24 protein-coding genes are annotated in these 26,486 nt (G+C 39.5%); 18 read left to right on the top strand and 6 right to left on the bottom strand.

Annotated features, from left to right (window positions below; all coding sequences use genetic code 11):
- The first annotated feature begins 51 nt into the window (after positions 1–51).
- Positions 52–966, top strand: coding sequence for a phosphatidate cytidylyltransferase (locus tag ACYX4O_RS13430; RefSeq protein ID WP_476351576.1), 915 nt, complete (start codon positions 52–54; stop codon positions 964–966).
- Positions 967–1,070: 104 nt separating this feature from the next.
- Here ACYX4O_RS13430 and ACYX4O_RS13425 read toward each other — a convergent pair whose 3' ends face one another.
- Positions 1,071–2,195: a 5,10-methylene-tetrahydrofolate dehydrogenase gene (locus ACYX4O_RS13425; RefSeq protein WP_476351575.1), complete on the bottom strand. Its 1,125-nt coding sequence runs from the start codon at positions 2,193–2,195 to the stop codon at positions 1,071–1,073.
- Between the two features lie 391 nt (positions 2,196–2,586).
- Here ACYX4O_RS13425 and ACYX4O_RS13420 point away from each other — a divergent pair, with 391 nt between their 5' ends.
- The 5 genes from ACYX4O_RS13420 to ACYX4O_RS13400 all read left to right on the top strand — a co-directional run bounded on the left by ACYX4O_RS13420 (position 2,587) and on the right by ACYX4O_RS13400 (position 7,953).
- Positions 2,587–2,784, top strand: a complete 198-nt coding sequence (locus ACYX4O_RS13420) for a cold-shock protein (protein ID WP_036781972.1) — start codon at positions 2,587–2,589, stop codon at positions 2,782–2,784.
- A gap of 121 nt (positions 2,785–2,905) precedes the next feature.
- Entirely contained in the window at positions 2,906–3,949 is a 1,044-nt protein-coding gene (locus tag ACYX4O_RS13415) for a zinc-binding dehydrogenase (protein WP_476351574.1), read from the top strand.
- Between the two features lie 160 nt (positions 3,950–4,109).
- Positions 4,110–5,903 carry a sulfatase family protein gene (locus tag ACYX4O_RS13410; RefSeq protein ID WP_476351573.1) on the top strand — a complete coding sequence of 598 codons (1,794 nt, stop codon included), beginning with the start codon at positions 4,110–4,112 and terminating at the stop codon, positions 5,901–5,903.
- Between the two features lie 156 nt (positions 5,904–6,059).
- Entirely contained in the window at positions 6,060–6,881 is an 822-nt protein-coding gene (locus ACYX4O_RS13405; RefSeq protein WP_476351572.1) for an ABC transporter permease subunit, read from the top strand.
- Positions 6,874–7,953 carry an ABC transporter permease gene (locus ACYX4O_RS13400; protein WP_476351571.1) on the top strand — a complete coding sequence of 360 codons (1,080 nt, stop codon included), beginning with the start codon at positions 6,874–6,876 and terminating at the stop codon, positions 7,951–7,953. Before ACYX4O_RS13405 ends, ACYX4O_RS13400 begins: the two co-directional genes overlap by 8 nt.
- Positions 7,954–8,035: 82 nt before the next feature.
- On the opposite strand, the gene pflA is transcribed toward ACYX4O_RS13400, so the two are convergent.
- The 3 genes from pflA to pflB are packed head-to-tail and all read right to left on the bottom strand — an operon-like array spanning position 8,036 to position 11,245.
- Entirely contained in the window at positions 8,036–8,779 is a 744-nt protein-coding gene (pflA, locus tag ACYX4O_RS13395; protein ID WP_476351570.1) for a pyruvate formate-lyase-activating protein, read from the bottom strand.
- A gap of 5 nt (positions 8,780–8,784) precedes the next feature.
- Positions 8,785–8,958 (bottom strand): hypothetical protein, encoded by a 174-nt coding sequence (locus ACYX4O_RS13390; protein ID WP_476351569.1) that lies wholly within the window; start codon positions 8,956–8,958, stop codon positions 8,785–8,787.
- 31 nt (positions 8,959–8,989) lie between these two features.
- The gene (gene pflB, locus ACYX4O_RS13385) at positions 8,990–11,245 is read right to left on the bottom strand and encodes a formate C-acetyltransferase (protein WP_476351568.1); all 2,256 of its coding nucleotides are present in this window, start codon (positions 11,243–11,245) and stop codon (positions 8,990–8,992) included.
- Positions 11,246–11,512: 267 nt separating this feature from the next.
- Between pflB and ACYX4O_RS13380 the strand changes: the two genes are divergently transcribed.
- From ACYX4O_RS13380 to rsgA, 6 genes are all read left to right on the top strand, one after another.
- Positions 11,513–11,875 (top strand): DUF4181 domain-containing protein, encoded by a 363-nt coding sequence (locus ACYX4O_RS13380; protein WP_476351567.1) that lies wholly within the window; start codon positions 11,513–11,515, stop codon positions 11,873–11,875.
- A gap of 15 nt (positions 11,876–11,890) precedes the next feature.
- A complete protein-coding gene (locus tag ACYX4O_RS13375; protein ID WP_476351566.1) occupies positions 11,891–12,424 on the top strand; it encodes a P-loop NTPase family protein in 534 nt (177 codons plus the stop codon).
- A 325-nt stretch (positions 12,425–12,749) separates the two neighbouring features.
- The gene (locus ACYX4O_RS13370; RefSeq protein ID WP_476351565.1) at positions 12,750–12,926 is read left to right on the top strand and encodes an NUDIX domain-containing protein; all 177 of its coding nucleotides are present in this window, start codon (positions 12,750–12,752) and stop codon (positions 12,924–12,926) included.
- Positions 12,927–13,218: 292 nt separating this feature from the next.
- A complete protein-coding gene (locus ACYX4O_RS13365; protein WP_476351564.1) occupies positions 13,219–14,685 on the top strand; it encodes an S-layer homology domain-containing protein in 1,467 nt (488 codons plus the stop codon).
- A 200-nt stretch (positions 14,686–14,885) separates the two neighbouring features.
- Positions 14,886–15,023, top strand: a complete 138-nt coding sequence (locus tag ACYX4O_RS13360; RefSeq protein WP_476351563.1) for a hypothetical protein — start codon at positions 14,886–14,888, stop codon at positions 15,021–15,023.
- On the top strand, positions 15,020–16,039 hold the full coding sequence (gene rsgA / locus ACYX4O_RS13355; protein WP_476351562.1) for a ribosome small subunit-dependent GTPase A: 1,020 nt from the start codon (positions 15,020–15,022) through the stop codon (positions 16,037–16,039). The genes ACYX4O_RS13360 and rsgA overlap by 4 nt, the downstream gene beginning before the upstream one ends.
- A 529-nt stretch (positions 16,040–16,568) precedes the next feature.
- Here the strand turns inward: rsgA and ACYX4O_RS13350 are convergent.
- Positions 16,569–17,099 carry a DUF420 domain-containing protein gene (locus ACYX4O_RS13350; RefSeq protein ID WP_476351561.1) on the bottom strand — a complete coding sequence of 177 codons (531 nt, stop codon included), beginning with the start codon at positions 17,097–17,099 and terminating at the stop codon, positions 16,569–16,571.
- 232 nt (positions 17,100–17,331) lie between these two features.
- Here ACYX4O_RS13350 and ACYX4O_RS13345 point away from each other — a divergent pair, with 232 nt between their 5' ends.
- From ACYX4O_RS13345 to ACYX4O_RS13325, 5 genes are all read left to right on the top strand, one after another.
- On the top strand, positions 17,332–17,745 hold the full coding sequence (locus tag ACYX4O_RS13345; protein ID WP_476351560.1) for a hypothetical protein: 414 nt from the start codon (positions 17,332–17,334) through the stop codon (positions 17,743–17,745).
- Positions 17,746–18,023: 278 nt separating this feature from the next.
- On the top strand, positions 18,024–19,103 hold the full coding sequence (locus tag ACYX4O_RS13340; protein ID WP_476351559.1) for a carbamoyl phosphate synthase small subunit: 1,080 nt from the start codon (positions 18,024–18,026) through the stop codon (positions 19,101–19,103).
- Positions 19,090–22,293 (top strand): carbamoyl-phosphate synthase (glutamine-hydrolyzing) large subunit, encoded by a 3,204-nt coding sequence (carB, locus tag ACYX4O_RS13335; protein WP_476351558.1) that lies wholly within the window; start codon positions 19,090–19,092, stop codon positions 22,291–22,293. Before ACYX4O_RS13340 ends, carB begins: the two co-directional genes overlap by 14 nt.
- Positions 22,294–22,306: 13 nt before the next feature.
- Positions 22,307–23,239: an ornithine carbamoyltransferase gene (gene argF, locus ACYX4O_RS13330; RefSeq protein ID WP_476351557.1), complete on the top strand. Its 933-nt coding sequence runs from the start codon at positions 22,307–22,309 to the stop codon at positions 23,237–23,239.
- 279 nt (positions 23,240–23,518) lie between these two features.
- Positions 23,519–25,054: a BCCT family transporter gene (locus ACYX4O_RS13325; protein WP_476351556.1), complete on the top strand. Its 1,536-nt coding sequence runs from the start codon at positions 23,519–23,521 to the stop codon at positions 25,052–25,054.
- Positions 25,055–25,218: 164 nt separating this feature from the next.
- Here ACYX4O_RS13325 and ACYX4O_RS13320 read toward each other — a convergent pair whose 3' ends face one another.
- The gene (locus tag ACYX4O_RS13320) at positions 25,219–25,401 is read right to left on the bottom strand and encodes a hypothetical protein (protein WP_476351555.1); all 183 of its coding nucleotides are present in this window, start codon (positions 25,399–25,401) and stop codon (positions 25,219–25,221) included.
- 272 nt (positions 25,402–25,673) lie between these two features.
- Here ACYX4O_RS13320 and ACYX4O_RS13315 point away from each other — a divergent pair, with 272 nt between their 5' ends.
- A complete protein-coding gene (locus tag ACYX4O_RS13315; protein WP_476351554.1) occupies positions 25,674–26,078 on the top strand; it encodes a VOC family protein in 405 nt (134 codons plus the stop codon).
- The last annotated feature ends 408 nt before the right edge of the window (positions 26,079–26,486 follow it).

Raw genomic sequence — 26,486 nt, 5'->3', positions numbered from 1 at the left:
AAGAAATTGTTTAAAATAGATGTAGTTTGTGTGTTTGGAGGGGAGGATTCTATGATAGAAAAAATTGTGACCCTATCTGTAGTTTTTATCGGTTTATGCACAGCAACCCTAGCTCTTTATGGTTTTAAGAAGAAGCAGCCTGATAAAGACTTTACGGGTATTTTGTTTCGTGTGAAGACATGGTGGGGGATGTTTGTGATCTTCTGCTTTGCAACTTTATTTAACCCTATTGTCTCTTTGTTTTCCATAATGATCCTTTGCTTTTACTCTTTGAAAGAATACTTTTCCATGATGAAAACAAGGAAATCAGATAGGCGGCTATTTTTATGGTCTTATCTTATGATTCCGCTTCAATTTCTTTGGATTTATATAGGATGGTATGGAATGTTTATCGTCTTCATTCCCATTTATGTATTCTTATTCTTACCTGTCCCCCGAATTATTGGAAAAGGGACATTAGGTTTCTTGCGTTCTGTGAGTTTTACGCAATGGGGTATGATGCTCATGGTTTTTGGTTTGAGTCACTTAGCATTTTATTCATCGGCATCGCCAGAGTATGGTCCGAATCTTGTACTGTATCTAATTGTTCTAACGCAGGTAAATGATGTCGTTCATTCTATTATTTCACTTTACTTTGGACGTCATAAAGTTGTGCCAACGTCTAACCCTAATATATCTTGGGAAGGTTTTATTGGTGCCTTCCTCACAACAACTATTGTTTCTTATGTACTCTATCCCTATTTTACTCCTTTTGGTATTGAATACGGTGTTTTGTCTGGGGTGCTAATTAGCATAACCGGATATTTTGGTAGTTTGACTGTATCTGTACTGAAGCGAGATTTGCTTATAGGAGATAAGGAGAAATTTGAAACCCTTCAAGGTAAGTATTTAAGCAGAATTGATAGTTTAACGTATACAGCCCCTGTATTCTTTCATGTTACGAGGTATTTCTTTGATTTTATGTAACAATAGATAAATACTTATCTTAACACAAGTAACAAATGGTGCTGAAAGAGTAATTGGGCATTTACGTATTACAAAAAAGGGGCAGAAGCTTACTAGCTTCTGCCTTACGCATCTTGTGTTTCGTGTGCTTCTCTATTGTCACTAGAATCGTTTTGTATTTCTTTATACCGACGTTTCTGTCTGTATCCATAGGTAATGTTTCGAACGAGTTCATCATTCTCAAGACCAGCTCCAATTGCACCAGCTAGAGTTGCTACAGAAGTGGCAAGCCAAGAAAGTTTGATGTAATCAATCATTCCTGCTTCACCCTCTAAACCAGCTTCTGCTGCAAATAATTCAGCAGGTACGAAGACTCGTACGGCTAAGAAGAATAGGATGAGAAGCATTACATAATACAGTAATACAGCTAAGCTCAGAGTTATAACGGTGACGATGTTATAAAGTCTTCTTAAATTATATTTGCTACGATGAGAAGGTTTTTCCCATAAATTATGAGCTAAAATGATCCATATAATCATACTTGATAAAGCTGTCAGCATTAGACCAATAAAACGAATGGATTGAAAAGCTGCACTAAGTTGCCATAGAGTTGGGAAGATTAAACCGTATGTACCTGTCGCAAAAGCTACAGCTACAACACTTTTAAATGAAGGGAAGATTGTCCATGGACGATTCGCGTAGACCATTCCCATCAATACACGTACTCTTCCGTTTAGTTTAGGGATGACAATATAGCGCAGGTTGTCTTCGTCATCATCTGGCACTATTTTGCGAATTGGAGAGAAAAGTTTTGGAATTCTCTTTTTTCTCTGATGTTCTTCAGAAGTATTGTTATGATAATAATGAAGTTCACTAATTGCTTCAAGAACTACTTCCTTAAGCCGTTTTTTCATAGGAACAGAGCCGAAGGCAGGTAAGGATATTTGTGAAATGCCACGCCCTTTATTAATGTCAGCTAGCACAATATTACCGTTTTCATAAATCGGTAAGTCTGTAAGGCAAATCGCATAATCCCATTTGTTCTTTTGTTTACGAATTTCGGTTTCCTCTATAATTTCATCAGCGGTTTCAGCTGCTCCGGTTATAGGGTCAATGATTACATCAACTCCCCACTCTACAGAAGAATCGATCTGATCCACTAGCAATCCGGGTAGGATTTGAGTTAACTTTTGGGCCATCTTTTCAGGCAATTCTGGAGCAGGGACTAATCCTACTGTAATGTCACTCACTTCTGATTCACCTCCTTCACTTATTGATCAGTTAACAATATGTATCTTCCACTCACTCTTTCATTTGAAACTAGTTTTATATGAATATATTATGTTAGAAAAATGTTTTAGGAATAAAGGCTGATCAAATTGGAGCGTATTAACAAAGTGAGGCTGTTTTTTTAGTTTCAAAACACTATTTTGGCTTAGAGGAAGGAGTAGAAAAATAAATTTTTTTAAGCATCTAGTTGACGAAATGAGCCCTCACTGTTAAAGTAGTAATTACTTATTCTTGTTCGGATTTATAATGAAAGAAAAAGTTACTCGGAAGAAAGTACTTTAGTCTGGAATGAATTTAGAGAGCAATAATAGTAATACAATGTGGACTGGATCCACGCAGGAGGCAACAAACATGTTACAAGGTACAGTAAAATGGTTCAACGCAGAAAAAGGATTCGGATTTATTGAAGTAGAAGGTCAAGACGATGTATTCGTTCACTTCTCTGCTATCCAAGAAGAAGGTTTCAAAACTCTAGAAGAAGGCCAAGCAGTTTCTTTCGAAGTTGTTGAAGGCGACCGTGGCCCACAGGCTGCTAACGTTCAAAAGTAATTGAACGAAATGGAAAGAAGCTCTCCAATTGGGGAGCTTCTTTTTTTATGATATAATGAATAATTAAGCTCAACAAATAGGAATCTAAACATACATAATAAGCATCAACAGGAGGATTTTAATGAAAGCAGTTCAAGTAACAGGATACGGAGAAGTAGACAAACTAGAGGTTCGAGAAGTTGAGAGACCTACCCCTAAATCTGGTGAAGTTCTCGTTAAAGTGATGGCTTGCGGAATTAACAATACAGAAATATGGATGAGAGAAGGAGCATATGGCACTGGGTCGAAATCCGGATGGCGTCCAGAAGGGGTGCAATTTCCACGTACGCCAGGTTCAGATATTACGGGAGAGATTGTGGAAGTTGGAGAAGAGGTAAGTGATTCAATGATGGGGAAATCTGTTGTTCTTTTCCCGTTCACTTCAAGTGGAGAAGAAGGGTCTGAGCATATTTCAGAAGATATGTCGTTTATCGGATCAGAATATGATGGTGGTTACGCTGAGTATGTTGTTTGGCCAGCAGATTTGTGTTACAACATGCCCCTCACGAATTACGTCGAGAGTGCTGTCTTTTCGGTAAGTGGAATGACAGCTTGGCATATGGTCGAGCAAATTCAGCCTAACGCATCAGAGACCGTTTTGGTGACAGGGGCAAACGGTGGAGTTGGCTCACTAAACGTGCAAATAGCTGCTCGCGTATTTGGAGCAAAGGTAATCGCTGTTGTTGGAGACTTGGCTCTTGAAGGTAAGATGAAAGAACTTGGTGCAACACATGTCGTTTCGTATAAGTCAGACAATTTAGCTGAGGAAATACTAGAGGCAAATGGTGGTCCTATTGACTCCGTTCTTGATGTAGTTGGGGATCCATTATTTAATACTTCTCTTCATGTATTAAAAAAAGGCGGGAAGTTTTGTACGTCAGGTTCCGCGGGCGGACAGAAGACTGAACTTGATCTTAGAACATTATACTTAAAGCATCTTACATTCTATGGATCCGTATTAGGGACGCGGGAAGAATTTAAGCGAATGCTTCAAGCGATCTCTGAAGGGAAAATTAAACCAGTGCTTGATCGAACGTTCTCACTCAGTGAAGCGAAAGAAGCTCAAACATATTTTAAACAATCTGGGAAAGTTGGAAAAATTGTATTGGTACCAGAAGAAGAATAGAAAAGGAAAGTGATGAGAGAAGAGCCGGTGTGTTCTTCTCTCTTTTTTTGGCTTAGAGATTATCAACTCAGCAAGATCCCTTTTAACTGAATAGACTTGAATACAGTTACGTATACATAATTAGGTTGAGTCATTTTCATAACAGTAAGGGGGAGAACTGATGAGTCAATTCGAGAAGGGATCAAAACAGCGCCAAAAAAAGCCTAATTTTCTTATATTAATGGTGGATCAGGAGCGGTACCCATCCGTTTATGAGACTGCTGAGATTAAGAAATGGCGAAAGGAATATCTTGTTACCCAAGAACTCCTGAAGGAAAATGGGGTGGAATTTCAACGCCATTATGCTGGAAGTACAGCTTGTTCACCTAGTCGGGCCACTCTATATACAGGACAGTATCCATCTTTGCATGGGGTAACACAAACGAGTGGGGCAGCTAAGGGTGCTTATGATCCGGATATGTTTTGGCTTGATCCAAACGCGGTTCCAACGTTTGGCCATTACTTCAGGTCTGCAGGTTATCGGACATTTTGGAAAGGGAAATGGCACGCTTCTGAAGAAGATATTCTCATTCCGGGTACGAAAAATGCATATCCAAGCTACTCTCAAACCGGGGTGCCAATACCGGCTAACGTAAATAAGTACCTTCTTGGAGACCGTTTAGATCAGTACGGTTTTTCAGGATGGGTGGGTCCTGAACCTCATGGCAGTTCTCCGCGTAATACAGGTTCTTCGGCAGCTATTGGAATTGCTGGGAGAGACCAGATTTATGCAGATGAGACCGCCCAATTAATTCACTCTCTTGAAGCAGATGAGGATCTCTCCCCTTGGCTTATCATGTGTTCTTTCGTAAATCCTCATGATATAGCAGTTTTTGGAGAGTTAACAGAGCTTAGTCCCCTTTTTAATTTTCCGATTGATCCATCTGTTCCCCATATCCCTAAAGCCCCGACGAGTAATGAGTCTCTTTCAACGAAGCCTGATGCTCAAGAGAGCTACAAGCGTACCTACCCACTTGCCTTGCAGCCAATAAGGGACAATTTGTTTTATCGTCAACTTTATTATTCCCTCCAAAAAAAGGTCGATGAAGATATGCTAAAAGTATTTAAGACGCTTCAGCAGTCTTGCTTCTATGAAGATACGATAGTCTTGTTTTTATCGGATCATGGAGAATTGTTAGGAGCGCATGGCGAACTCTATCAGAAATGGTATAACACGTATGAAGAATCCATACATGTTCCCTTGATTATTCATAATCCTAAACTTTTTTCGGGGAGAGAATGTACAGACATGATTACCAGTCATGTCGATGTATTACCAACGATGTTGGGGCTGGCTGGTGTAGACCCGTCACAGATACAGAACGAATTAGCAAAAAGTCATACTGAAGTGCACCCACTAGTAGGGCGTGATTTATCACCATTATTGAAAGGGAAGACGCATTTTTTCCGTGCAAATGAACCGATTTATTTTATGACAGATGACGATTTCACTAGAGGGTTGAATCAAGTAAGTGTGTCAGGTAAGTCTTATGAGTCAGTCGTGCAACCGAATCATATAGAAGCCATTATTACAACATTGTTAACCGGGAAAGACCGGACAGAGGAAGTATGGAAGTTTTCGAGATATTTTGATAACCCACAATTTTGGAGTAATCCAGGTATTGATGATCAGACCGTTCTACAACGAGGAGAAAGCTATAAAGAGTGCGACGACAAGATAGGTCTGTGTATTACGGAAACAAAGGAAGAGCCTGTCCCTGATCAATTTGAGCTTTATAACCTTACTCTAGATCCTCTTGAAGAAGAGAACTTAGCGAACGAAGCGTTTCAGACACCTGAATCAAGGGTTATCATGAATCTATTAAATTCAGCACTTGAAGAACAATGTCGTCAAAAGCGATTATCTCCAACAAGCGGCTCTGTACCTGGTATGCCATCTTGTAACGATAGATAGATCAATAAGGGATAAAGTACGAATGATTATGATTCAGTAAAAGTAACCACTTTAATAACCTGAGTGTCGTATTTGGACGCTTAGGTTATTCTTTTTTTACTGAAAACTATTACAATTATGACAATATTATGGCAATATATGTATGGGAGGTGGAGTATGAAAAACTCGATCATACAAGGTGGGGTAATGATTCTTATTTTGTTGTTTGTTTCTTCTGCACCATTTGTAATTATAAATTCATTCGAAGGTGTAAAAATTGAGTATGGAATGATGATTGAACTGTTGCAAAGTATTCCTTCTATAGATTGGCTAAATCGTATAGACGCTGCATTTATAGAACGCATGGTCAGAACGTTTATCCTCTTACTAGTAGCTATGCTATTAGGATTAACGTTTGCACTAGTGCTAGGATTATTTGTTGCTCGTTTTAAAGTATTTCGTCTATTTCGTGGGCTCATTGAAGTGATTGCCATTATACCTGATTTTATCATTATTATCTTTTCAGTTGTCCTTGGTGTTCAAATCTATCAATGGACGGGCATTCGTGTGATGAGTTTTATGCCCGATAAAAATACAGCTCATTTTTGGTTCCCTGTAATAGTGTTATCGATTGCACCCGCCCTTTATTTCTTGAAGCTTATACATGTTCGCTTTCTGCAATTAAGTGGAGAAGATTATGTTCGAACAGCGGTTTCGAAAGGATTGGATATCACTACGATTAACTTGCAGTATGTGTATCGAAATATGCAACCATTTATACATGCTGAATTGACGAAGGGACTATCCCTTACGATTGGAAATCTATTTATCGTAGAATATCTATTAAATGTAATCGGATTGACCCATTACATATTTGCTGTGAAGGATTTTCCGGCAACGTTACTTGGGTTATGTGCCTTACTCATTATTGCTTTATGTGTGTTTCTAATTATGAAATTTATTCTCTTCTTATTCAGAAAAGGTTTAATCTATGAATAGAATTCGTCAAATGAATTTACCATTGTATATAGGCTTCTTCCTTGTGTTAGGGTTTATCTTTATTGCTATAGCAGGTCCAAATCTAGCTTTACACCCTTTAGATCATAAAGTAGAAGTAGAATATCAAATCGTAGACGGAAAAGGGATTGTGGTAGCACCGCCTGTGCAAGCATTTACGGTCCCTGACTATCCACTTGGAACGGATAAGTATGGGTACGACCTCTTAACAAAGCTTTTATACGGGGCAAAATATACAATAGGAATTGCAATTGCAACAGCATTACTTAAGATGGTGCTAGGTAGTGTGATTGGCCTTTATGCCGGGTCTTTTAAATCAGAATGGTCCTTTTGGAAAGCCGTCGAAAACTCCGTTAGTTACATCCCGGTGTTTTTAATTTTATATTTTGTTCTTCAACCTATTACCATCAATCCAAATCTTAAGTCTATTGAGCTAATATACGTGTTTATCTTTGTGATGACAGTGTTGAGTTTGCCAAGTACAATTGCATCGGTACGTAAACAAACAAAAGAAATTGTGAAGAAAGAATACGTTGAAGTAGCCAGAACTCTTGGCGCTCGCCGTAACAGGCTTATATGGAAGCATATCTTTCCTCAGCTAAAAGAAGGGCTTCTGATAATGTTTGTGATGGAAATTGTATTCGTAATGACGGTCATGGGGCAGCTTGGAATTTTCCACTTATTTATGGGGGGGACCATTAAGCAAACCATGCCAAGTATCTATTTATCTATGACAAACGAGTGGGCAGGATTAATTGGGCAATCACGAGGCCATATTTTTGGAAACCACTTTATATTGATGGTTCCACTAGTAGCACTTGTCCTGGCAACAAGTTCATTTGTCTTATTAGCAAGAGGATTACAAAATCATTTCCAAACGGACTATCAGAAAGCACCATGGATTCCGACAGGGCGCACATCCCATCAACCGCTTCCTAAACTGAAGATGAGAATGGGTGACCGTTTAAAGGTTACACCAGGCTTAGTCATTATGGGAGTATTTCTTTTACTATTTGCAGTAAGTATGGTGTTAGTGTTGGGAGAAGTGGTTTGATTAGTCAGTGAACTAAAAAGATAAATAGATAGGAAAGGTACACTAAAGAACACCGAATTCTAACGTATTCGGTGTTCTTTAATTAAACTTGTATAGTTGTTGGATTGTGAAGAATACGTGTTGCCTCCTTTACTTGTTCTTTAGAAGGTGGCTCTACACCTTCTAGTGGATAAGGGATACCTAAGTTCTCCCATTTATATACACCGAGTTTGTGATAGGGAAGAACTTCGATTTTTCGAACGTTAGAAAGGGTACCAATAAAGCGAGATAACTCATTTAAATCCTCTTGATTATCATTCCTTGTAGGTACTAGCACGTGGCGCACCCATATAGGAACATTCTTGTCAGATAGGTAAGTAGCAAATCGTAAAATATGTGTGTTCGTCATTCCTGTTAGTTCTTTGTGCTTGTCAGGTTTGATTTGTTTTAAGTCAAGTAGGACAAGGTCCGTCATCTCTAACAACTTATCTAGTTTTTTCAGAAAGTAAGGAGATCTATTAAAGCAACCTCCTGATGTATCAAGGGTGGTGTGGACACCAATCGACTTAAATGCTTTAAATAACTCGATTAAGAAATCGATCTGGAGGAGTGGTTCACCGCCGCTAACCGTAACTCCTCCGTTTGATGCTTGAAAAAAGGGGAGAAAGTCTTTCACCTCTGCCGCAATCTCTTCTACGGATTTTTGAATTCCTCCGTTCAATGTCCACGTATCAGCATTGTGGCAGAACTGACAACGAAGCAGGCAACCTTGCATGAATAGCACATAACGAATACCTGGACCATCAACTGCACCGCACGTTTCTATAGAATGGATACGTCCTTTCATGAAGGTCACCTCCTAATTAATTGTTTACTAATACAGTCGGTATGACAAACACCACTTGCTTTAATGTGAACAAGGACCTGGCCGTTTCCTGCGTGCGGTTTAGGGACGGATTGGACTTCAAGGTTTTCTTTAAATTGATGAACAACAGCTGCTTTCATTGTATCGTGATTTGTACACATCTTTTGTTTCTCCCCTTTTCAAACAATGGATTTACAAACTTTCATGGAACGTGCGGTTTATGATATCTATTTGTTGCTCGCGTGTAAGCTTAATGAAGTTAACGGCATAACCGGACACTCTTACGGTTAGCTGAGGGTACTGCTCTGGATGATTCATAGCATCTAGTAGTGTCTCTCTATCAAATACATTTACGTTAAGGTGGTGACCTTTCTTAATCATATAACCATCAAGAAGTCCAACGAGATTGGCGTAACGGGTTTCTTCCTCTTTACCAAGTGCTCGCGGAACAATCGAAAATGTATTTGAAATGCCATCAAGCGCTTCGTCATATGGTAGTTTGGCAACGGAGCTTAAAGAGGCGAGTGAGCCTTTTGTGTCTCTGCCGTGAAGCGGATTAGCTCCTGGAGCAAAAGGTTCTCCAGCTCTTCGTCCATCTGGTGTATTACCTGTTAACTTGCCGTATACGACATTAGATGTAATCGTTAAAATTGATTGAGTCGGCGTGGAAGCTCTGTACGTTTCATGTTTTCTAATCTTGTTCATAAACCGTTTCACAAGATCCACCGCGATCTGATCGACTCGTTCATCGTTATTGCCATATTTCGGGTAATCTCCCTCAACCTCGTAATCTATGACTAAACCATTTGTATCTCTTATTGTTTTTACTTTGGCATAGCGGATGGCACTAAGAGAATCAGCTACAACTGATAATCCGGCAATGCCGCAAGCCATCGTGCGAAATATATCCTTATCGTGTAGAGCCATTTCAATACGCTCGTAACTATACTTATCATGCATGTAATGAATGATATTTAGTGTATTGACGTAAAGTTCTGCAAGCCATTCAAGTGTGTGATCGTATTTCTCCATTACTTCTGTATAGTCTAGATATTCCGAAGTCACTGGAGAATGTGCTGGTCCTACTTGAACTTTCAAAATTTCGTCTATTCCCCCGTTAATCGTGTAGAGAAGAGCTTTTGCAAGGTTAGCCCGGGCTCCGAAGAACTGCATCTGTTTTCCGATTGCCATAGCTGAAACACAACAAGCAATGCCGTAGTCGTCTCCGTAATACTCACGCATGATGTCATCATTCTCATATTGAATAGAACTTGTTTTAATAGACATCTTTGAACAGTATCTCTTAAATGCAGAAGGGAGGTTTACTGACCAAAGGATCGTTAAGTTTGGTTCCGGTGCAGGGTCGAGGTTATCGAGCGTGTGCAAGAACCGATACGAACTCTTTGTTACTAAAGGACGACCGTCTTCAGTCATACCCCCAATGGACTCAGTAACCCAAGTTGGATCTCCACTAAAGAGACTATTGTATTCCGGGGTACGAGCAAATTTAACGAGACGAAGCTTCATAACGAAATGATCGACAAGCTCTTGAGCAGCCTTTTCTGTAAGTCTTCCTGACTTAATATCCCGATCGATATAAATATCAAGGAAAGTAGAGACACGCCCAAGGCTCATAGCCGCACCGTTTTGTTCTTTAATGGCAGCAAGGTAACCAAGGTAGAGCCACTGGAATGCTTCCTGAGCCGTGTTAGCTGGTTTAGAGATATCATACCCATAAATTTTTCCTAATTCTTTCAGCTCTTGGAGAGCCCTTAGTTGTTCTGAAATTTCTTCTCTTTCTCGAATGATCTCTTCAGTCATAGCAGCCTTGCTAAAGAAGACTTTATCCTTCTGTTTCTCTTCAATGAGACGATCTACTCCGTAGAGAGCGACTCTGCGATAATCTCCAATGATGCGACCGCGCCCATACGCATCAGGTAGGCCGGTGATAATGCCGGCTTTTCGAGCTAGTTTCATCTCGGGAGTATAGGCATCAAATACACCCTGATTATGGGTCTTTCGGTACTCAGAGAAGATCTTCTCTACCTCTTCGTCTAATTTATACCCATATGATTCAGCAGATGCAGCTGCCATACGAATTCCACCAAAAGGTTGGAGAGAGCGCTTAAAAGGTTTATCAGTTTGGAAGCCAACGACCTTTTCGAGTTCTTCATTTAAATAACCCGGACCATGTGAAGTAATCGTTGAGACGGTTCGTGTGTCTAAGTCAAGGACACCACCCGAATCTCGTTCCTCTTTCGTCAGTTTCATCACTTGTTCCCATAGCGCTTGCGTATTTGAGGTAGGTCCTTCTAGGAAGGCCTCATCTCCTTCATAAAGCGAGTAATTTTGTAAGATAAAATCTCTGACATCAATAGTGGTTTGCCATTTACCTTCTTTAAAACCGTTCCAAGGTGGACTGCTTGTCGTCATATCGAGTGTTTTCATCTTCTTTTCCTCCTCTAAGGGGAAGTAATGGGATTTTAAAATCATGCTCATTGTTTCACAATCTTTCTACACTTTTATTATACTCCGGGGAATTTGAAAAAACAGTCTTTTTCAGGAATGTTCTTACAATGTTCAAATTTATTATTTTAACGAAACGAGTGTTCCGTAATAAGGGTGAAAACGAAGCGACTAACATGGAAGGACTAATGGACATACTACCGAGTAGTGTGAATATTCTTTATAATAAAGTGGTAAGGGGGTAGTATATTGATATACGGAGCTTTAGTTATCTTATTAATCCTGTTGTTAAGCTTAGAAACTGTCATTAGAAAAAAGTTTAATATTGAACGTAGATACGTAACAGACACAAAAGGAAAGCACATCGACCGATGGGGAAGAGGTATGCTCGTTTTAATCGTAATTAGTGTATTAAGTTATGCCATTTTTTCTGATGCGCCAGGAATGAAGTGGTACCTGTTGGGGGGTTATGTGGCTCAATTCGGTTTTCAAGCCATCATACAATGGATGTTCTTGAAAGGGTCAAAAGAATATGTGATTACGATCGTCTACCTCGCTCTTGGTGTAATTACCATTTATAATATTGAGATTCTTTTTAGGAATTTGTTGTAGGGAAGGGGACATGTCATGAGTATGCAATGCTGTAGAAAAATTCATATTTTTGGGTCAGTGGCAAGTGGGAAAACAACGCTTGCTAAGAAATTATCTGACTCCTTAGAGATTCCTTATTATGAACTAGATAATATGGTTTGGGATCGAGAGCCATCTGAAGATGTTAGGCGTTCTGAGATAGAGCGAGAGGAGATTGTTCAAGAGATTATAGGGTCTGATACTTGGATTATAGAGGGGGTGCATGTAGGTCCATGGATGAGAAATAGTTTTAGAGAAGCAGATGTGATCCTTTTTCTTGATCTACACTATCATCAGAGAAGAAGCCGGCTTTTATCTCGCTTTCTAAAACAGAAGCTAAAACTAGAGGAGGTTCATTATAGACCCACTCTACAAATTTTACGTAACATGTTTAAGTGGAATAAAACGTTTGAGAGTGGTCAGAGATTCACGTTTTTATATGAATCGGGAGTGGATTTGGATAAAGTGGTCTTTGTCAAAAATGGAAAAGATTTAAATAAGCTAATACATAACTTAAGAGACGCTAAGTAAAGATGTAATGGTTTACGTTAGAATGGGATAAAATGGTTGATTAAGAGAGATCCTTTTGAAATAATAGTAATAATTAGAAAATAATATGAGGTTTCATATTGAAAGGGGCTTATGATGCAGCTTTTAATTGCTATATTGATGATAGTTGCACCAGCTTTATTCCTTGTTAATTGGAAGAGGTCTGGATATGATTGGGGTACAGAAGAGACACATAACAAATAATGATCGACAAGAAGAGCCGCATCTATAGTAGGGAAGCGGCTCTTCTTGTATGATCAGGAGGTTGACTATCTTTTAGTCTCAAATAGATTGGTGTGAACAATTAATGAAAGAACAAAATCGTGAAGAATCAGTGGTCGTACTCGCTCACTCAGGACATTCCTTTATTCTTATTAATCAACTTAGAGCACCTGTTCAAATGAAAGTAACGCAGCTTCCTGGTGGGGGAGTCGAAGAAGGAGAAAGTTTGGAAGAGGCCGCTAAAAGAGAGTTTGTTGATTGAATAAGTAAAGTAGTGATAATCGGTACTAAAGAAGGGCTATTCTCTCGCTTGTCGTGAAGTTGAGGAGGGTCTTTTGTTTTATAGACGACATTATTTAAGATAATTGTCTCCCTCCCTGTTCCAAGTTCCTCCATTTAAGGGGGCCTTTTTTATGTTTTCCATCTTATGTGAAGATGGATCCCTTTTCACCCCCATTATAATAGATGAATTATTCGAAGATTCTAAAATGGGTGGAGTCATTGTGCAATATCGATGAAAGGCCGCTCTTAAAGATTTAAGAGGAGGAACACAAGTGAGTGGATTTACGAAGAAAGTGACAGCAAGTCTTTTAACAAGCTTATTTGCCGTATCAGCTTGGAGTGCACCGATTGCTCATGGTGAAACAAAATTTCCGGATGTTAATGAAGAAGTTACAGGGAATGAGGAAATTCAGTATTTAGAGGATCAAGGAATTATTAAAGGGTATCAGGATGGAACGTTCCGTCCAGGGGACAACGTCTCTCGTATGGAAGCAGCAATCATGTTGACGAGAGAATTGGGCTTATCGACCGAGAATCGCCCAAACCCTAATTTTGATGACATTACAACAGAACATCCTCATTATAAGTATGTAGCTGCATTAGTGGATGAAGGCATCATTCAAGGTACTGATTCGAATGAATTTCAACCGGACCGGAACATAAAACGAATTGAAATGGCTGCTGTATTAACAAGAGCCTATAATCTAGAGAATGAACCGATTTCTAAAGAATTTAATGATGTGAGTGGGAACCGTAAGTATGTTAGTGAAGTTGTTTCTAATCGAATTTCGGTAGGCTTTCCTGACAATACGTTCCGTCCTAACGCCCCAACGACTCGTGCACAATTCTCAATCTTTTTAGCACGTACAATGGATAATCAGTTTAAAAACTATTTGTCTGATGCTAAAGAAGATCCTAATTTTGAACCAGTTGATAATGAGGATATTCGTGGAACATACATATGGCATGCTGAAAATGTTATAGAGGAACCGGATGAAATCCTAAAGTTTGCAAAAGAACATGATATTAACTTGCTTTATACTCGTTTAGATCGTACACAAGACTACACCGTTTACAATGAATTCGTGGAGAAAGCTCATGAAGCTGGTATAGAGGTACATGCTATGGGAGGTCACCCAAATTGGGCTCTTAAAGAAGGGCAAGAGCGTCTTAATATGTTTATTGACTATGTTACCAGTTATCAAAAAGTTGTTCCTCCAAGACAACAATTTGATGGCATTCACCTTGATATTGAACCATATGTCTTAAAGCATTGGGACGGAAATTCTGAGGATGTGTTAACAACTTGGAAAAAGAATATACAATCCTTTAATGACAAAGTGAAGAGGGAATCCGATTTAGAAACAAGTGCAGATTTAGCAATATGGCTAGACAATCACAAAATACCGGGTGAAGATGACATTTCCTTCAGTAAGTGGGTCATCAGTAAATTAGATCACACGACTCTTATGGCTTTCAGGGATTCAGCTGAAGGTTCGAATGGAATTATTGATGTATCGAAGACTGAAATGGAGTTTGCAAAAGAGCTAGGCAAGGAACTTCTCGTATCTGTAGAAATGAAACAGATGGAGGAACATAAACACATTTCCTTCTACGAAGAGGGGAAACAGGTTATGGAAGAAGAGTTAGATGAAACGAAAAGTCATTTCAAAGATAACTCAAGCTATCATGGTAATGCTGTTCATGCTTATGAATATTGGAAAATAGCGAACGAATAAGCTCTTTTTAAAGAGGTGCTGTGGCTATTAGATTCAGCTTACTAACTAAATTGTCGTGAGAAAAGACTATTCTTAGCTTCTTAATAAAGTTGAGAGTAGTCTTTTTTCGAGGTATATAGTAGAACGTTGAGAGTAGTATGTATATAATTAAGCAACAGATTTTGGAAGTTATTATAGATTTATTTAAATGTTCTGATATAATGAAAGGAACTAAAATGCGAGGAGTTGATGTGTTATGGCAAATGTACAACTTAAATCTAACCAATCATTACAAAATCATCAATGGAGGGCCCATCAACTCTGATCGCGTCCTCCAAACTAATGGAGGAATGAAATGACCGGAATTATGAATGAAGTTTCATGTGAGTTAAAGCAAGATGAAAGAGTGGGGCGTGTTGCTAAAGCAACGCATGGACACTACACGTTGTTCGCGGAGCAAAGAATTCTTGAAGGCCGTCTTTCAGGAGGTCTGTATCATATGGCACAAGGCCCAAGAGAACTTCCGGCAGTTGGAGATTGGGTCGTGTTTGTTCCATACGATAATGGGGAGAAAGGTCTTATTCAACGTGTGCTAACAAGACGCACTTTGTTATCGCGAAAAAGAGCTGGAGAAACACATGGAGAACAGATTATTGCAGCAAACATTGATAAAGTTTTTATCGTGACAGCTTTGACGAACGAATTTAATATCAATCGAATTGAACGATATGTGCTACAAGTGTATGAGAGTGGAGCCGTACCTGCAATCATTTGTACGAAACAAGATTTGTGTGAAGATATCGACCTTCGATTGGAAGAACTTAGACTTGCTGCGCCTGGTGTTCTGGTTTATGCGGTAAGTAATCTTACTGGAGAAGGTATTCAAGAATTGAAGAATGAGTTGAAGAAGGAAGAGACAATTTCTCTAATTGGTTCATCAGGTGTAGGGAAATCGACGCTAATAAACAGGTTAATGGGCGAGGAAAAACAGATCACCCAAGAAGTTCGTTTTGATGATGATCGAGGGCGTCATACGACAACGCACCGAGAACTATTTACTCTCCCAAATGGGACGACTGTAATAGACACACCTGGTATGCGAGAATTGCAACTCTGGGGTAATGAAGATACTGTAGGGAAGACATTCTCTGACATTGAACAGCTCAGTTCTCAGTGTAAGTTTCGCGATTGTAAGCACCACAGCGAACCCGGATGTGCTGTCAAACATGCCATTGAAATAGGAGAGCTCGATGAAGGACGTCTAAAGAACTATGAAAAATTAAAACGAGAACTCCATCGTTTGGCGCTGAAAGAACAATACAGCACCCACCGTATAAATCGAATGCTTCACGGGCCAAAGGCACACAAGAAATAATCATAAAAAAGTCAGCTTCCTTTTAGGAAGCTGACTTTTTTAGGCTCTGGTAACGTTTAATGTTGTTATTGTCTAGACAATGTTTGTTCCAGCATCGTTGAAGACTCAAAGCTGAGAGAGTGCTTTCGTTCGCGTTAGTTCAGCGTAAGGCGGGCCTGGAAACCACTCGCTTTCCTGTGGGTAGCTGGTGAATCTCCTCAGACGGCAAGCCGTCTTCCAGGCCCACCTTTGCCATATAAGGGTGAACGAAAACATGTCATATAGGGTGATTTTAGACCTCCTGGTACGATCTGCGGGCCCGTTCACCTCTTCATAGCCAGGGATTGCTCGGGGACTGCGAGACTCCCGCGGGAAAAGGAGCTTAGGGAAGACCCCGCAGTGAGCGTAGCGAATGAGGAGGCTTCCCAGTTCCCCGCAGGAAAGCGAGTTGTCCCCGAGCAATCCCAAGCACTTATAAGCGTAACGGCCCCTTTCAGCTAAAATATCTCTACTTCGTTTGTTGTGAATAAGGAGGATTATATGACATTGCCTAATAATAAGGTGATATCATTAAGTACACCACTACGCCGGTAATACTAACATATAGCCACAAAGGCATTGTCCAACGTGCAATTTTACGGTGCTTGTCAACTTTCATGGCAAGTCCACGGAAAAGTGTGAGCAAGGCCAGTGGCACGATGGCGGCTGCCAAAACAATATGAGTAATAAGGATAAAGTAGTAAACGTACTGAATGAATCCATCTCCCCCAAAAGATGTAGAGCTCGCCATAGAGTGATAGGTGAGGTACGAAACTAGGAACAGAGCTGTTGATGTAAAGGCAGCAAAAATAAAGCGTTTATGCCATTTTACATTTTTGCGGATAATCATAAATAAAGCAGCGAATAAGAAGACCGTTGTAAATGAGTTTAAGACAGCATTTATAAGTGGCAATATGGTAATATCAAAGCTTGATCCGCTATCGATTTTCGGTATAAATAAAAGGGCTACGACAATGGCGTTAATGGCAATGGATAGACCTACAACCCACGGTACATAGTTGAAATTTTTCTCAATTTGCAAGACTCTCAACCTCTCTTAGATAAATCGTTCATTTTCGAGTATAGCGAAAATAAAAGAAAGATTCACTAAGGAACTGTCTAGAACAGTGACAAATTTGTTAACTTTTTGATTGATAAGAGTTACGCGGGGGTTCCTTTGTCTTTCTCACTCTAATTTCCAGTTAATAACATAGGAACGATCTTGTATAATGGAAAAGCATATACATATATTTTAGTAGAAAGGAGTTATAAGGATGGATCCAATTTATTTCTTTGTGATTGCCGTATTAATTGCTACCGGAGGGATTAGTTTTATATCAAGAAAAGCCCTTAATGATGTAGCTCAAACGCCTGGTAACCTACAATCCATTCAAACGAAATTATTTATAGGTGTTGCCTTAGTTGAAGTGATTCCGATCGTATTAGTAGTCCTTGGTTTTATCAATCTTGATCAATCGACCATTAATCCGGTAACGCCGCTCATCCTAGTGGCGATTATTACAGTGATTAATGGAGGCCATGTGTTCAAAACTTACCTCACTCTTATGGGGGACGCAGATAAACAAGCAAAAGAAAAGCTACGTATGCTCTTCATGGTTTGTCTTCCATTATTAATGGCTTTTCCGATTATCACTGGTGTTGCAACGATGACGACTACAGGAAATTAAATAGAAAGAGCACGTTCTGACATCTAGAACGTGCTCTTTTTTTAACTTTTTCACTAGCTTATTTATGCTTCTTTGGATAGCCCTAAAGAAGGCCTTTCAATTTGTTAATAGGGAAAAACATAACAATCGATATGAAAAAAGTTATTAAAAAATCTGAAAATTATTGTATATTAATTTATCATTATGTATAATAATTCGTAATAAAGCAATTAAGTATTGTTTTTATACAAAAACATGTATATTGAGAGTCTTGAAATAAGAGTTGAAGGAGGCGGCGTATGAATGAGAAAGGCTATTTGCTCTTAGAGAACGGGGTTTTCTTTGAAGGAGTTAGAGTGGGAAATACACAAGACATGACAGGTGAAGTTGTATTTAATACGAGCATGACAGGTTACCAAGAAATTCTTACTGATCCTTCTTATGCAGATCAAATTATTGTCTTTTGCTATCCTCTTATAGGCAACTATGGAATGAATGACGTTGACGGTGAAAGTGAAATTCACGCACTATCTGGAGCTGTGTTTGGAGAGGCGTGCGACATCCCGAGTCACTATGAATCTCAAAGTTCTCTTGTAGATTATTTGAATCAGTACAACATTAGTGGATTGGTGAATATTGATACACGTGCGCTTGTTAAGATCATTCGAAAAGAAGGTACAATGAGAGGGAAAATTGTTTCTTCTATCCATGAGCAGGTGACTAATCCATTCTTTACACATAAGCAACACTCTCTAGTTAAAGAGGTTTCTGTTAAGAGTTCAGTCTATTTTGAGGGAGGATCTCCTCATATAGTGATTGTGGACTACGGATATAAGAAATCGATTCGAACTAGTCTCCAAGCAGAAGGGTGTAGGGTTACTATTGTTCCTTATTCATCGTCTTACGAATGGATATCTTCATTAAATCCTGATGGGATCCTTTTTAGCAATGGCCCAGGTAATCCGGAAGAATTATCGTCCTATTATCCAACAATTAAGAAACTAAGTGAGAATTATCCATGCCTTGGTATTTGTTTAGGGCATCAACTTTTAGCTCTGGCGCATGGAGCTTCTACAACTAAACTTCATTACGGACATAGAGGTGGGAATCATCCGGTAAAAGATTTAATGACAAATAAAGTCTATATAACTTCTCAGAACCATGGATATGAAGTGATGGAAAGCAGTTTAGTTCACACGTCATTTACAGTGACCCATTTAAATGTAAATGATCGCACTGTGGAAGGGATGGTACATAAAGGATTACCGGTCCTTGGGGTTCAGTTTCACCCAGAAGCTCATGCTGGCCCTTCTGATACGAGCTTCATCCTCAAAGAGTTTATTCAGTTGGTAAAGGAGAATGCACATGCCGCTTCGTGAAGATTTGAAAACAGTACTTGTACTTGGATCAGGTCCTATAAAGATTGGGCAGGCGGCAGAATTTGATTATTCAGGTACACAAGCTTGCCTTGCACTTAAAGAAGAGGGGATTAAGGTTATATTAGTGAATAATAACCCTGCAACCATTATGACGGACCCTATAATGGCGGATGAAGTCTATATCGAACCGATGGATGTTCATACTGTTACAAAGATCATAGAGAAAGAAGCACCAGATGGAATCTTACCGACCCTCGGTGGACAAACGGCTTTAAATCTACTAATTAATTTAAAAGAAGAAGGAGTATTAGATCGTTATTCCGTAGAAGTGTTAGGTACTTCTGTAGCAAACATCAAGAGAGGAGAAGACAGGGATTTGTTTCGAGATCTTATGCTTGAAATTGAGGAGCCTATCCCTCAATCAACTCGGATCCATAAGCTTGAAGAAGCTTTTGAATTTGCAAAAGCTATCGGTTTCCCGCTCATTATTCGACCTGCTTATACATTAGGAGGGGAAGGGGGTGGGATTGCCCATAATGAAGAAGAGCTAGCAAACGTTGTAAGGTCTGGACTAAACGCAAGTCCGATCAATCAAGTGCTGCTTGAAGAAAGTATTCTTGGGTGGAAAGAGGTAGAATACGAAGTTATACGAGATGCGAATGACACATGTACGATTGTCTGTAATATGGAGAATCTTGATCCCGTCGGGGTTCATACAGGAGATTCCATAGTAGTGGCTCCCTCTCAAACGTTGTCAGACCGTCAATATCAGAAGTTGAGAGATGCTTCGATTAAAGTCATACGTTCTTTAAATATTGTAGGCGGGTGCAACATTCAATTTGGGCTAGATCCTTATTCTGATGAATATAAAGTAATCGAAGTGAATCCTCGGGTCAGTCGGTCTTCTGCACTAGCATCTAAAGCGACTGGATTTCCGATTGCTCGAATTGCAACAAAGTGTGCCATTGGCTATAACCTGGATGAAATCGAGAATCCAATTACAGAACAGACGTTTGCTGCATTTGAACCAGCTCTTGATTATATCGTTGTCAAAATGCCTCGATTTCCCTTTGATAAGTTCACGAATGGAGAACGTTCGTTGAACACACAAATGAAGGCAACTGGTGAAGTGATGGCAATGGATCGAACGTTTGAAGGAGCATGTAATAAGGCGATTCGATCCCTTGAGGTAAACCAGTTTAGCTTAACATCAGAAAATTATCATCACCTTTTAAATGACCAACTCCAACAGTTAATCGCTCATCCAACAGACGAACGTTTGTTTTTAATAGCTGAAGCCATTAACAGAGGGTATACGATAGAGTTTTTGCATGAGATAAGTCATATTGATCCCTGGTTCCTACAAAAGATCGAAACCATTGTAAGGCTTGAAAACAGTGTTAAAGGATCAAGTGTTTTATCTGTAGCTCAACTTTGGGAATTAAAGCGTGCGAACATTAGTGATCAATGGGTTTCTACTTGTTTGCATATGACTCTCGAAGAATTTAGGTATATGAGGAAAATGGCTGGTGTGTATCCAGGTTATAAACAAGTGGACACCTGCGCTGGAGAATTTGAAGCGGTTACTCCGTACTATTATTCTACTTGGACAGGGAGCGACGAAGTTCCGTATGAAAAAGAGGAGAAAGTGCTTGTGCTTGGATCTGGGCCGATTCGCATTGGACAGGGAATCGAATTTGATTACTGCTCTGTCCATGCTACACAAGCTTTAAGAGCAAATGGTGTGAAAACTATTGTCATGAACAATAACCCAGAAACCGTAAGTACGGATTATTCAATTGCAGATCGTTTGTACTTTGAGCCTCTTGCTGTGGAAGACGTTCTGTCTGTCATTGAGAAAGAGAAAGTAAGTCAGGTGTTTATTCAATTTGGAGGGCAGACAGCCATCAATCTAGCAAATGAGCTAAATAAATATGGAGTAAAGATAGCTGGAACAAGCGTCGCTACAATCGCTAGCATGGAGGATCGAAACTTATTTTATCAAACGCTTAAGAAATTAGGGCTCCCGGCTATAGAAGGAGCATTTGCCTATAGTATTGAAGAAATGAAACGCATAACTACGAATCTCTCCTACCCGTTGATTGTAAGACCCTCTTATGTCATTGGTGGGGAATCCATGCATATTTTAAGATCTGAAGAAGATCTAGCTTCTTATACTGAACAGCTGCAGGTTTCCTCTGATCGAGTCTGGCCGATGATTTTAGATGAATATAAAGACGGCAAAGAGTGTGAACTCGATGCGGTTTGTGATGGCGAAAACGTCATTATTCCAGGGATTTTTGAACACATAGAACGGGCAGGTGTTCATTCTGGTGATAGTACCACCATACTTCCGCCCATATCAGTGACTCATGAAGAAAAAAAGCAAATGGTTGAAATCACAGAGAAGATCTCGAAGGACCAAGGCATTGTAGGGATCATAAATATCCAGTTCGTTATACAGAATGGGACTGTCTATGCTCTTGAGGTAAACCCTCGTGCATCCAGAACAGTGCCGATCTTAAGCAAAGTTACAGGCAGGCCAGTCATTGAATGGGCGGTTCAGGTACAACTTGGAACTCCGCTAAGTGACCTACACCATGAATTAGGGTTGTTAGACGAACCTAACTTCTTCTCAGTTAAAGCTCCGGCCTTTTCAAATGGAAAGTTAGGTGGAGTTGACCATTTCTTAGGCCCTGAAATGAAATCTACCGGAGAAAACTTAGGCTTAGCTTATACAGAAGTGGAAGCGATGAGGAAGGCCATTTCTACGTCGTTACCGACTGAAGGAGGTCTCCTTTGCTCATTCAGCTCTAATGATCGAACAGATCGTTTACATTCCCTGACTACATTGGTGGAAAGAGGAGTAACGTTATATGGCACACCTGGTACAGCGGATTACATTGAAGGATTGGGGTTGCCGGTCCAGCGAGTAACAAGGGAAGTTAGTGAGATAGAAACGTTAATAGATCAAGGTTTCATAAAGATGGTATATTGTACACCTACAAAAGGTCGAGACAAAATGAGACTAGGATATCAGGTTCGGGCGTTAGCTACGAAATATGGTATACCGTGCTTTACCCACATCGATCAACTTGCTCTTGCGCAGTTAGAACCAGAAGTTCCTGACTATGAGGTTCACTCATTGCAACACTATCATCAGTTTAATATGAAGGCGGCAATCAAATAAGAGGAGGATGGGTATGCAGGTAAAAGATCAACTTAGTCAAACGAAGGATTTCTTAACGATTGGGGAGTGGACATATGAGACAATTCAATCCGTTCTTGAGCAAGCACACTACTTAAAAGACATGCAACAAAAGCAAATTCCTCATTCTTATCTTGAAGGGAAAGTGCTTGGAATGATCTTTGAGAAATCTTCAACACGTACAAGGGTTTCTTTTGAAGCAGGGATGTTTCAACTTGGAGGAAATGCGTTGTATTTAAATTCAGATGATCTTCAACTAGGCCGTGGAGAAACCGTTGAGGATACAGCAAAAGTCATTTCTCGTTATGTAGATGTTGTCATGATTCGGACTTTCTCTCATGAAATGATCGAAACATTTGCAAAGAGTGCCACTGTACCTGTAATAAATGGCCTAACTGATTTACATCATCCAACTCAAGTTATGGCGGATTTGATGACAATCGAAGAGCAAAAAGGTCCTTTACAGTCTGTCAAAGTAGCCTATATCGGAGATGGAAATAATATGGCTCATTCACTAATCGAAGCGGCAAGTACAATGGGAATAGAGTTGTGTGTGGCTACACCTCCAGGTTATGAACCTCATGATGAGGTCATGAATGCTTTGTCAAATGATTATGTGTCGATTACCCATGACCCATTTCTTGCCGTACAGAATGCTGATGTAGTGATGACAGACGTTTGGGCAAGCATGGGGCAAGAAGACCTCCAAGAAGAACGAGAAGGAGCCTTTGCTTCTTATCAAGTTAATGAGGCTCTTTGTTCTGCTGCAAAAGAGGACTTTATCTTTATGCATTGTTTGCCTGCTCATAGAGAAGAAGAGGTGTCTTCTGGAATTATGGATGGTCCACATTCCGTAGTCTTTGACCAAGCAGAGAATCGATTGCATGTGCATAAAGCCATTCTTCATTACTTATTAAAATCAGTTTAAGCTTATAGCTATTATTAGAAACAAAGGTCATTTTCCTTAGGGAGAATGGCTTTTTTAATTTTTGGACCATAGTAAATGTTCTACATTATTTTTGTAAAATGTTTTGGTTGTAAGGGTAGTGATGAACCTCCTTTAATACTTTTGGTAACGAATTCAAAGACAGAGTAATAGAAAAATAAAGTTATGCAAAAATAAAATTTGAGGTTTTAACTGGTATAAGAAGAGGTAAGTTAAAGTAGTTCAAAATTTATACAGGAATTGATTACGGGAGGGGAAGTAATGAAAAATGTAACAGCTGTATTCTGGTATGCCATTACAGTATGTGGTCTGTTTGTGTTATGGGGGGTAGTTGCCCCTAATAATTTAGAGGCAGTGTCTAGCAATGTGACAGGGTTTATATCTAAAAGGTTTGGCTGGTATTACCTTTTGCTCTTTGCAGTTATTTTTGTGTTTTGTGTTTATCTAACTTTTTCAAAATTTGGAAAATTGAAATTGGGTAAAGAATCTGATCAACCTAGTTTTAGTTTGCCAACGTGGTTCGCAATGTTATTTAGTGCAGGAATGGGAATGGGAATGGTTTTTTGGACAACGTCTGAACCTATTTCCCATGCGTTCAAGAGTTCTCCCAATGCAGAATTAGGTACGGATTTAGCTATTAAGGAATCACTTCAGTATTCTTATTTTCATTGGGGAGTTTCTGCTTGGGCGATTTATGGAATTGTAGCCCTTGTGTTGGCGTACTTTAAGTTCCACAAAGGGTATCCAGGTCTAATAAGTGCAACGCTTGTCCCGCTTCTAGGTGAAAAGAGAATGGAAGGGATACTTGGTAAATTAATTGATACATTAGCCGTATTTGCCACAGTAGTCGGAGTTGCTGCAACATTAGGGTTTGGATCCGCCCAGATTAATGAAGGACTTTCATTTTTATTTAGTGTTCCATCTACATATCGTGTACAAATGATTATTCTTGGGGTTTCTACGATCTTATTTATTATTTCTGCCTATTCAGGAATACACCGAGGAATAAAATACTTAAGCAATATTAATATGGGTCTTGGCTTTCTTCTTTTAATCTTATTGTTCTTGGTCGGGCCGACACTAACGATTTTGAACATGTTCACAAACTCACTGGGTAATTACCTTACAAATTTCGTGGATATGAGTTTCCGAATTGCTCCACTAAATGAGGATAATAGAGGTTGGATTAATTCGTGGACGATTTTCTATTGGGCATGGTGGATCTCGTGGTCTCCCTTTGTTGGAATCTTTATCGCACGTATATCGAAGGGGAGAACATTAAGGGAGTTTATGGCTGGTGTATTAATAGTGCCATCTCTTGTATGTTTTATTTTCTTTGCTGTATTTGGCGTATCGGCATTAGAATTAGAGCAGAGTGGTGTGGCAGAAATATCACAATATGCTCTTGAAACTGCCACATTTGGAATGTTGCAACACTATCCGTTAGGGACATTGATGTCTTTTATTACTGTGTTTGTAATCGCCATTTTCTTTATTACATCAGCAGACTCAGCTACGTTTGTTTTAGGTATGTTGACCTCGAAAGGGTCATTAGAGCCGACGAGCATGGTGAAAATCGCATGGGGTCTAATGTTGTCGTTCGTAGCGGGCATAATTGTGTACTTCGGAGGAACGCAAGGGTTGCAAAATATCCTTATCATCTCAGCTTTGCCATTTTCAGTAGTTCTTCTGCTAATGTGTGGATCGTTTTATAAAGCAGCAAGTAAAGAGTTGAAGAAAGATAAGGAGATAAAACAGAAATGGAAGAGAGAAGTCGCTTCTTCTTCAACCGAATAGTTTGTTAACTATTTTGATTTTAGTAAAAAAATCCCCGTCTGATTAGTATGTCAGGCGGGTTTTTTAGCTTGTATTGTTTATTCTTCAACTTGTTTCGATTGCTCTTCACCAATAACAAGAATCGATTCTTATGTTGTTGCAAAGGGGTTCATAAGTGTAGAAGGTCACTCTAGAGCACGCTCAAGGGTTTCTGAAGCTTCTGCGCTATATGAATCATTAGTTCCTATTTGATAGGGTATTTCATGAAATGTTTCTAGAACAGAAGTTTGATAGAGGTACCACGCAACCCAGGCGGCGATTGATATTAGAACAAGTAAGATAAGAACCATTAAAGGTCGCTTGCTCATGTTCTCCTCCTCCGAATCGGACGTCATTTCTATGTTAGATGTTATATTTTATCCGTTCAGACGAGAAATGTGCGTGGTCATGGTGATAAGCATTCATTATTAAAGGTTATAATGAATGTGGATCATCCTTCTCTTCAATTCTTGTGTACAATATGAATATGAAGGATCTGTTCATGTTTAGTGTTACTGTTGTTACATACAAGCCGACTCGCCGAGGAGATAATAAAATTAAACCTTAACGGAGCTATGATAAAAGAAATGGAGGAGTATTAATGGAATTTAATGATTTTACTGTAGCACAAATTAGAGTGGCAAGACCGACAGACCAATTTGAAGAAGTCGTAAACTTTTACGAGAATGGGTTAGGGCTACGTCGGTTGACAGAGTTTTCAGGCCACAGGGGATATCGCGGGGTTATATTAGGACTACCAGATGCGCCCTACCACCTTGAATTTACCAAGCATGAGGATGGAAGCCCTTGTCCTGCCCCAACTCAGGATAATCTGTTAGTTTTTTATATCCCTTCTTCCTATGAAATCAGCATCGTGGTTAATCGTCTTAGTGAGATGGGATATAGTGAAGTCCCGCCTGAAAATCCATATTGGGAAGAGAAAGGAACGACCATTGAAGACCCAGATGGGTGGCGCGTTGTTCTAATGAATACAAGTGGTATTTAATGATGAAGGAAATAGGTGTAGCATGTTCAGGTTATGGTAGCCTTTATGGAAATGACCTCAATTCGTTTTTGCCTTAAAAGAGGAAGTAAATGAGGTACAGTAAATCGAGTTGTTGGTTAAAATATGCCTTGGCTAACCACCTCTGAACGTCTGGTCCAATTTGAAAACGCAGGGGCGTCAAGGGAGCATATAAATGGGGGTTCATAGTAATTGTTGAGTTGTATTAGAGTTAGTCTCTAGACGAAAAGGCTAAATCGACCTAAGTCTATTAGAACGTGGCAAGTGAAGTGCTCGCTCGATGAGAGACAAAACAACTAAGTTTAATAGTAGCGAGACAGATCCCCTTCAAATAACTTCTGACGCCCATGCGTGGTAAGAATCATAAGTCGCTAGTAAGTACGTTAGAGT

This window comes from Pontibacillus sp. ABV4_188 (assembly GCF_056311905.1).
This window is presented reverse-complemented; position numbering and strand designations above follow the sequence as displayed.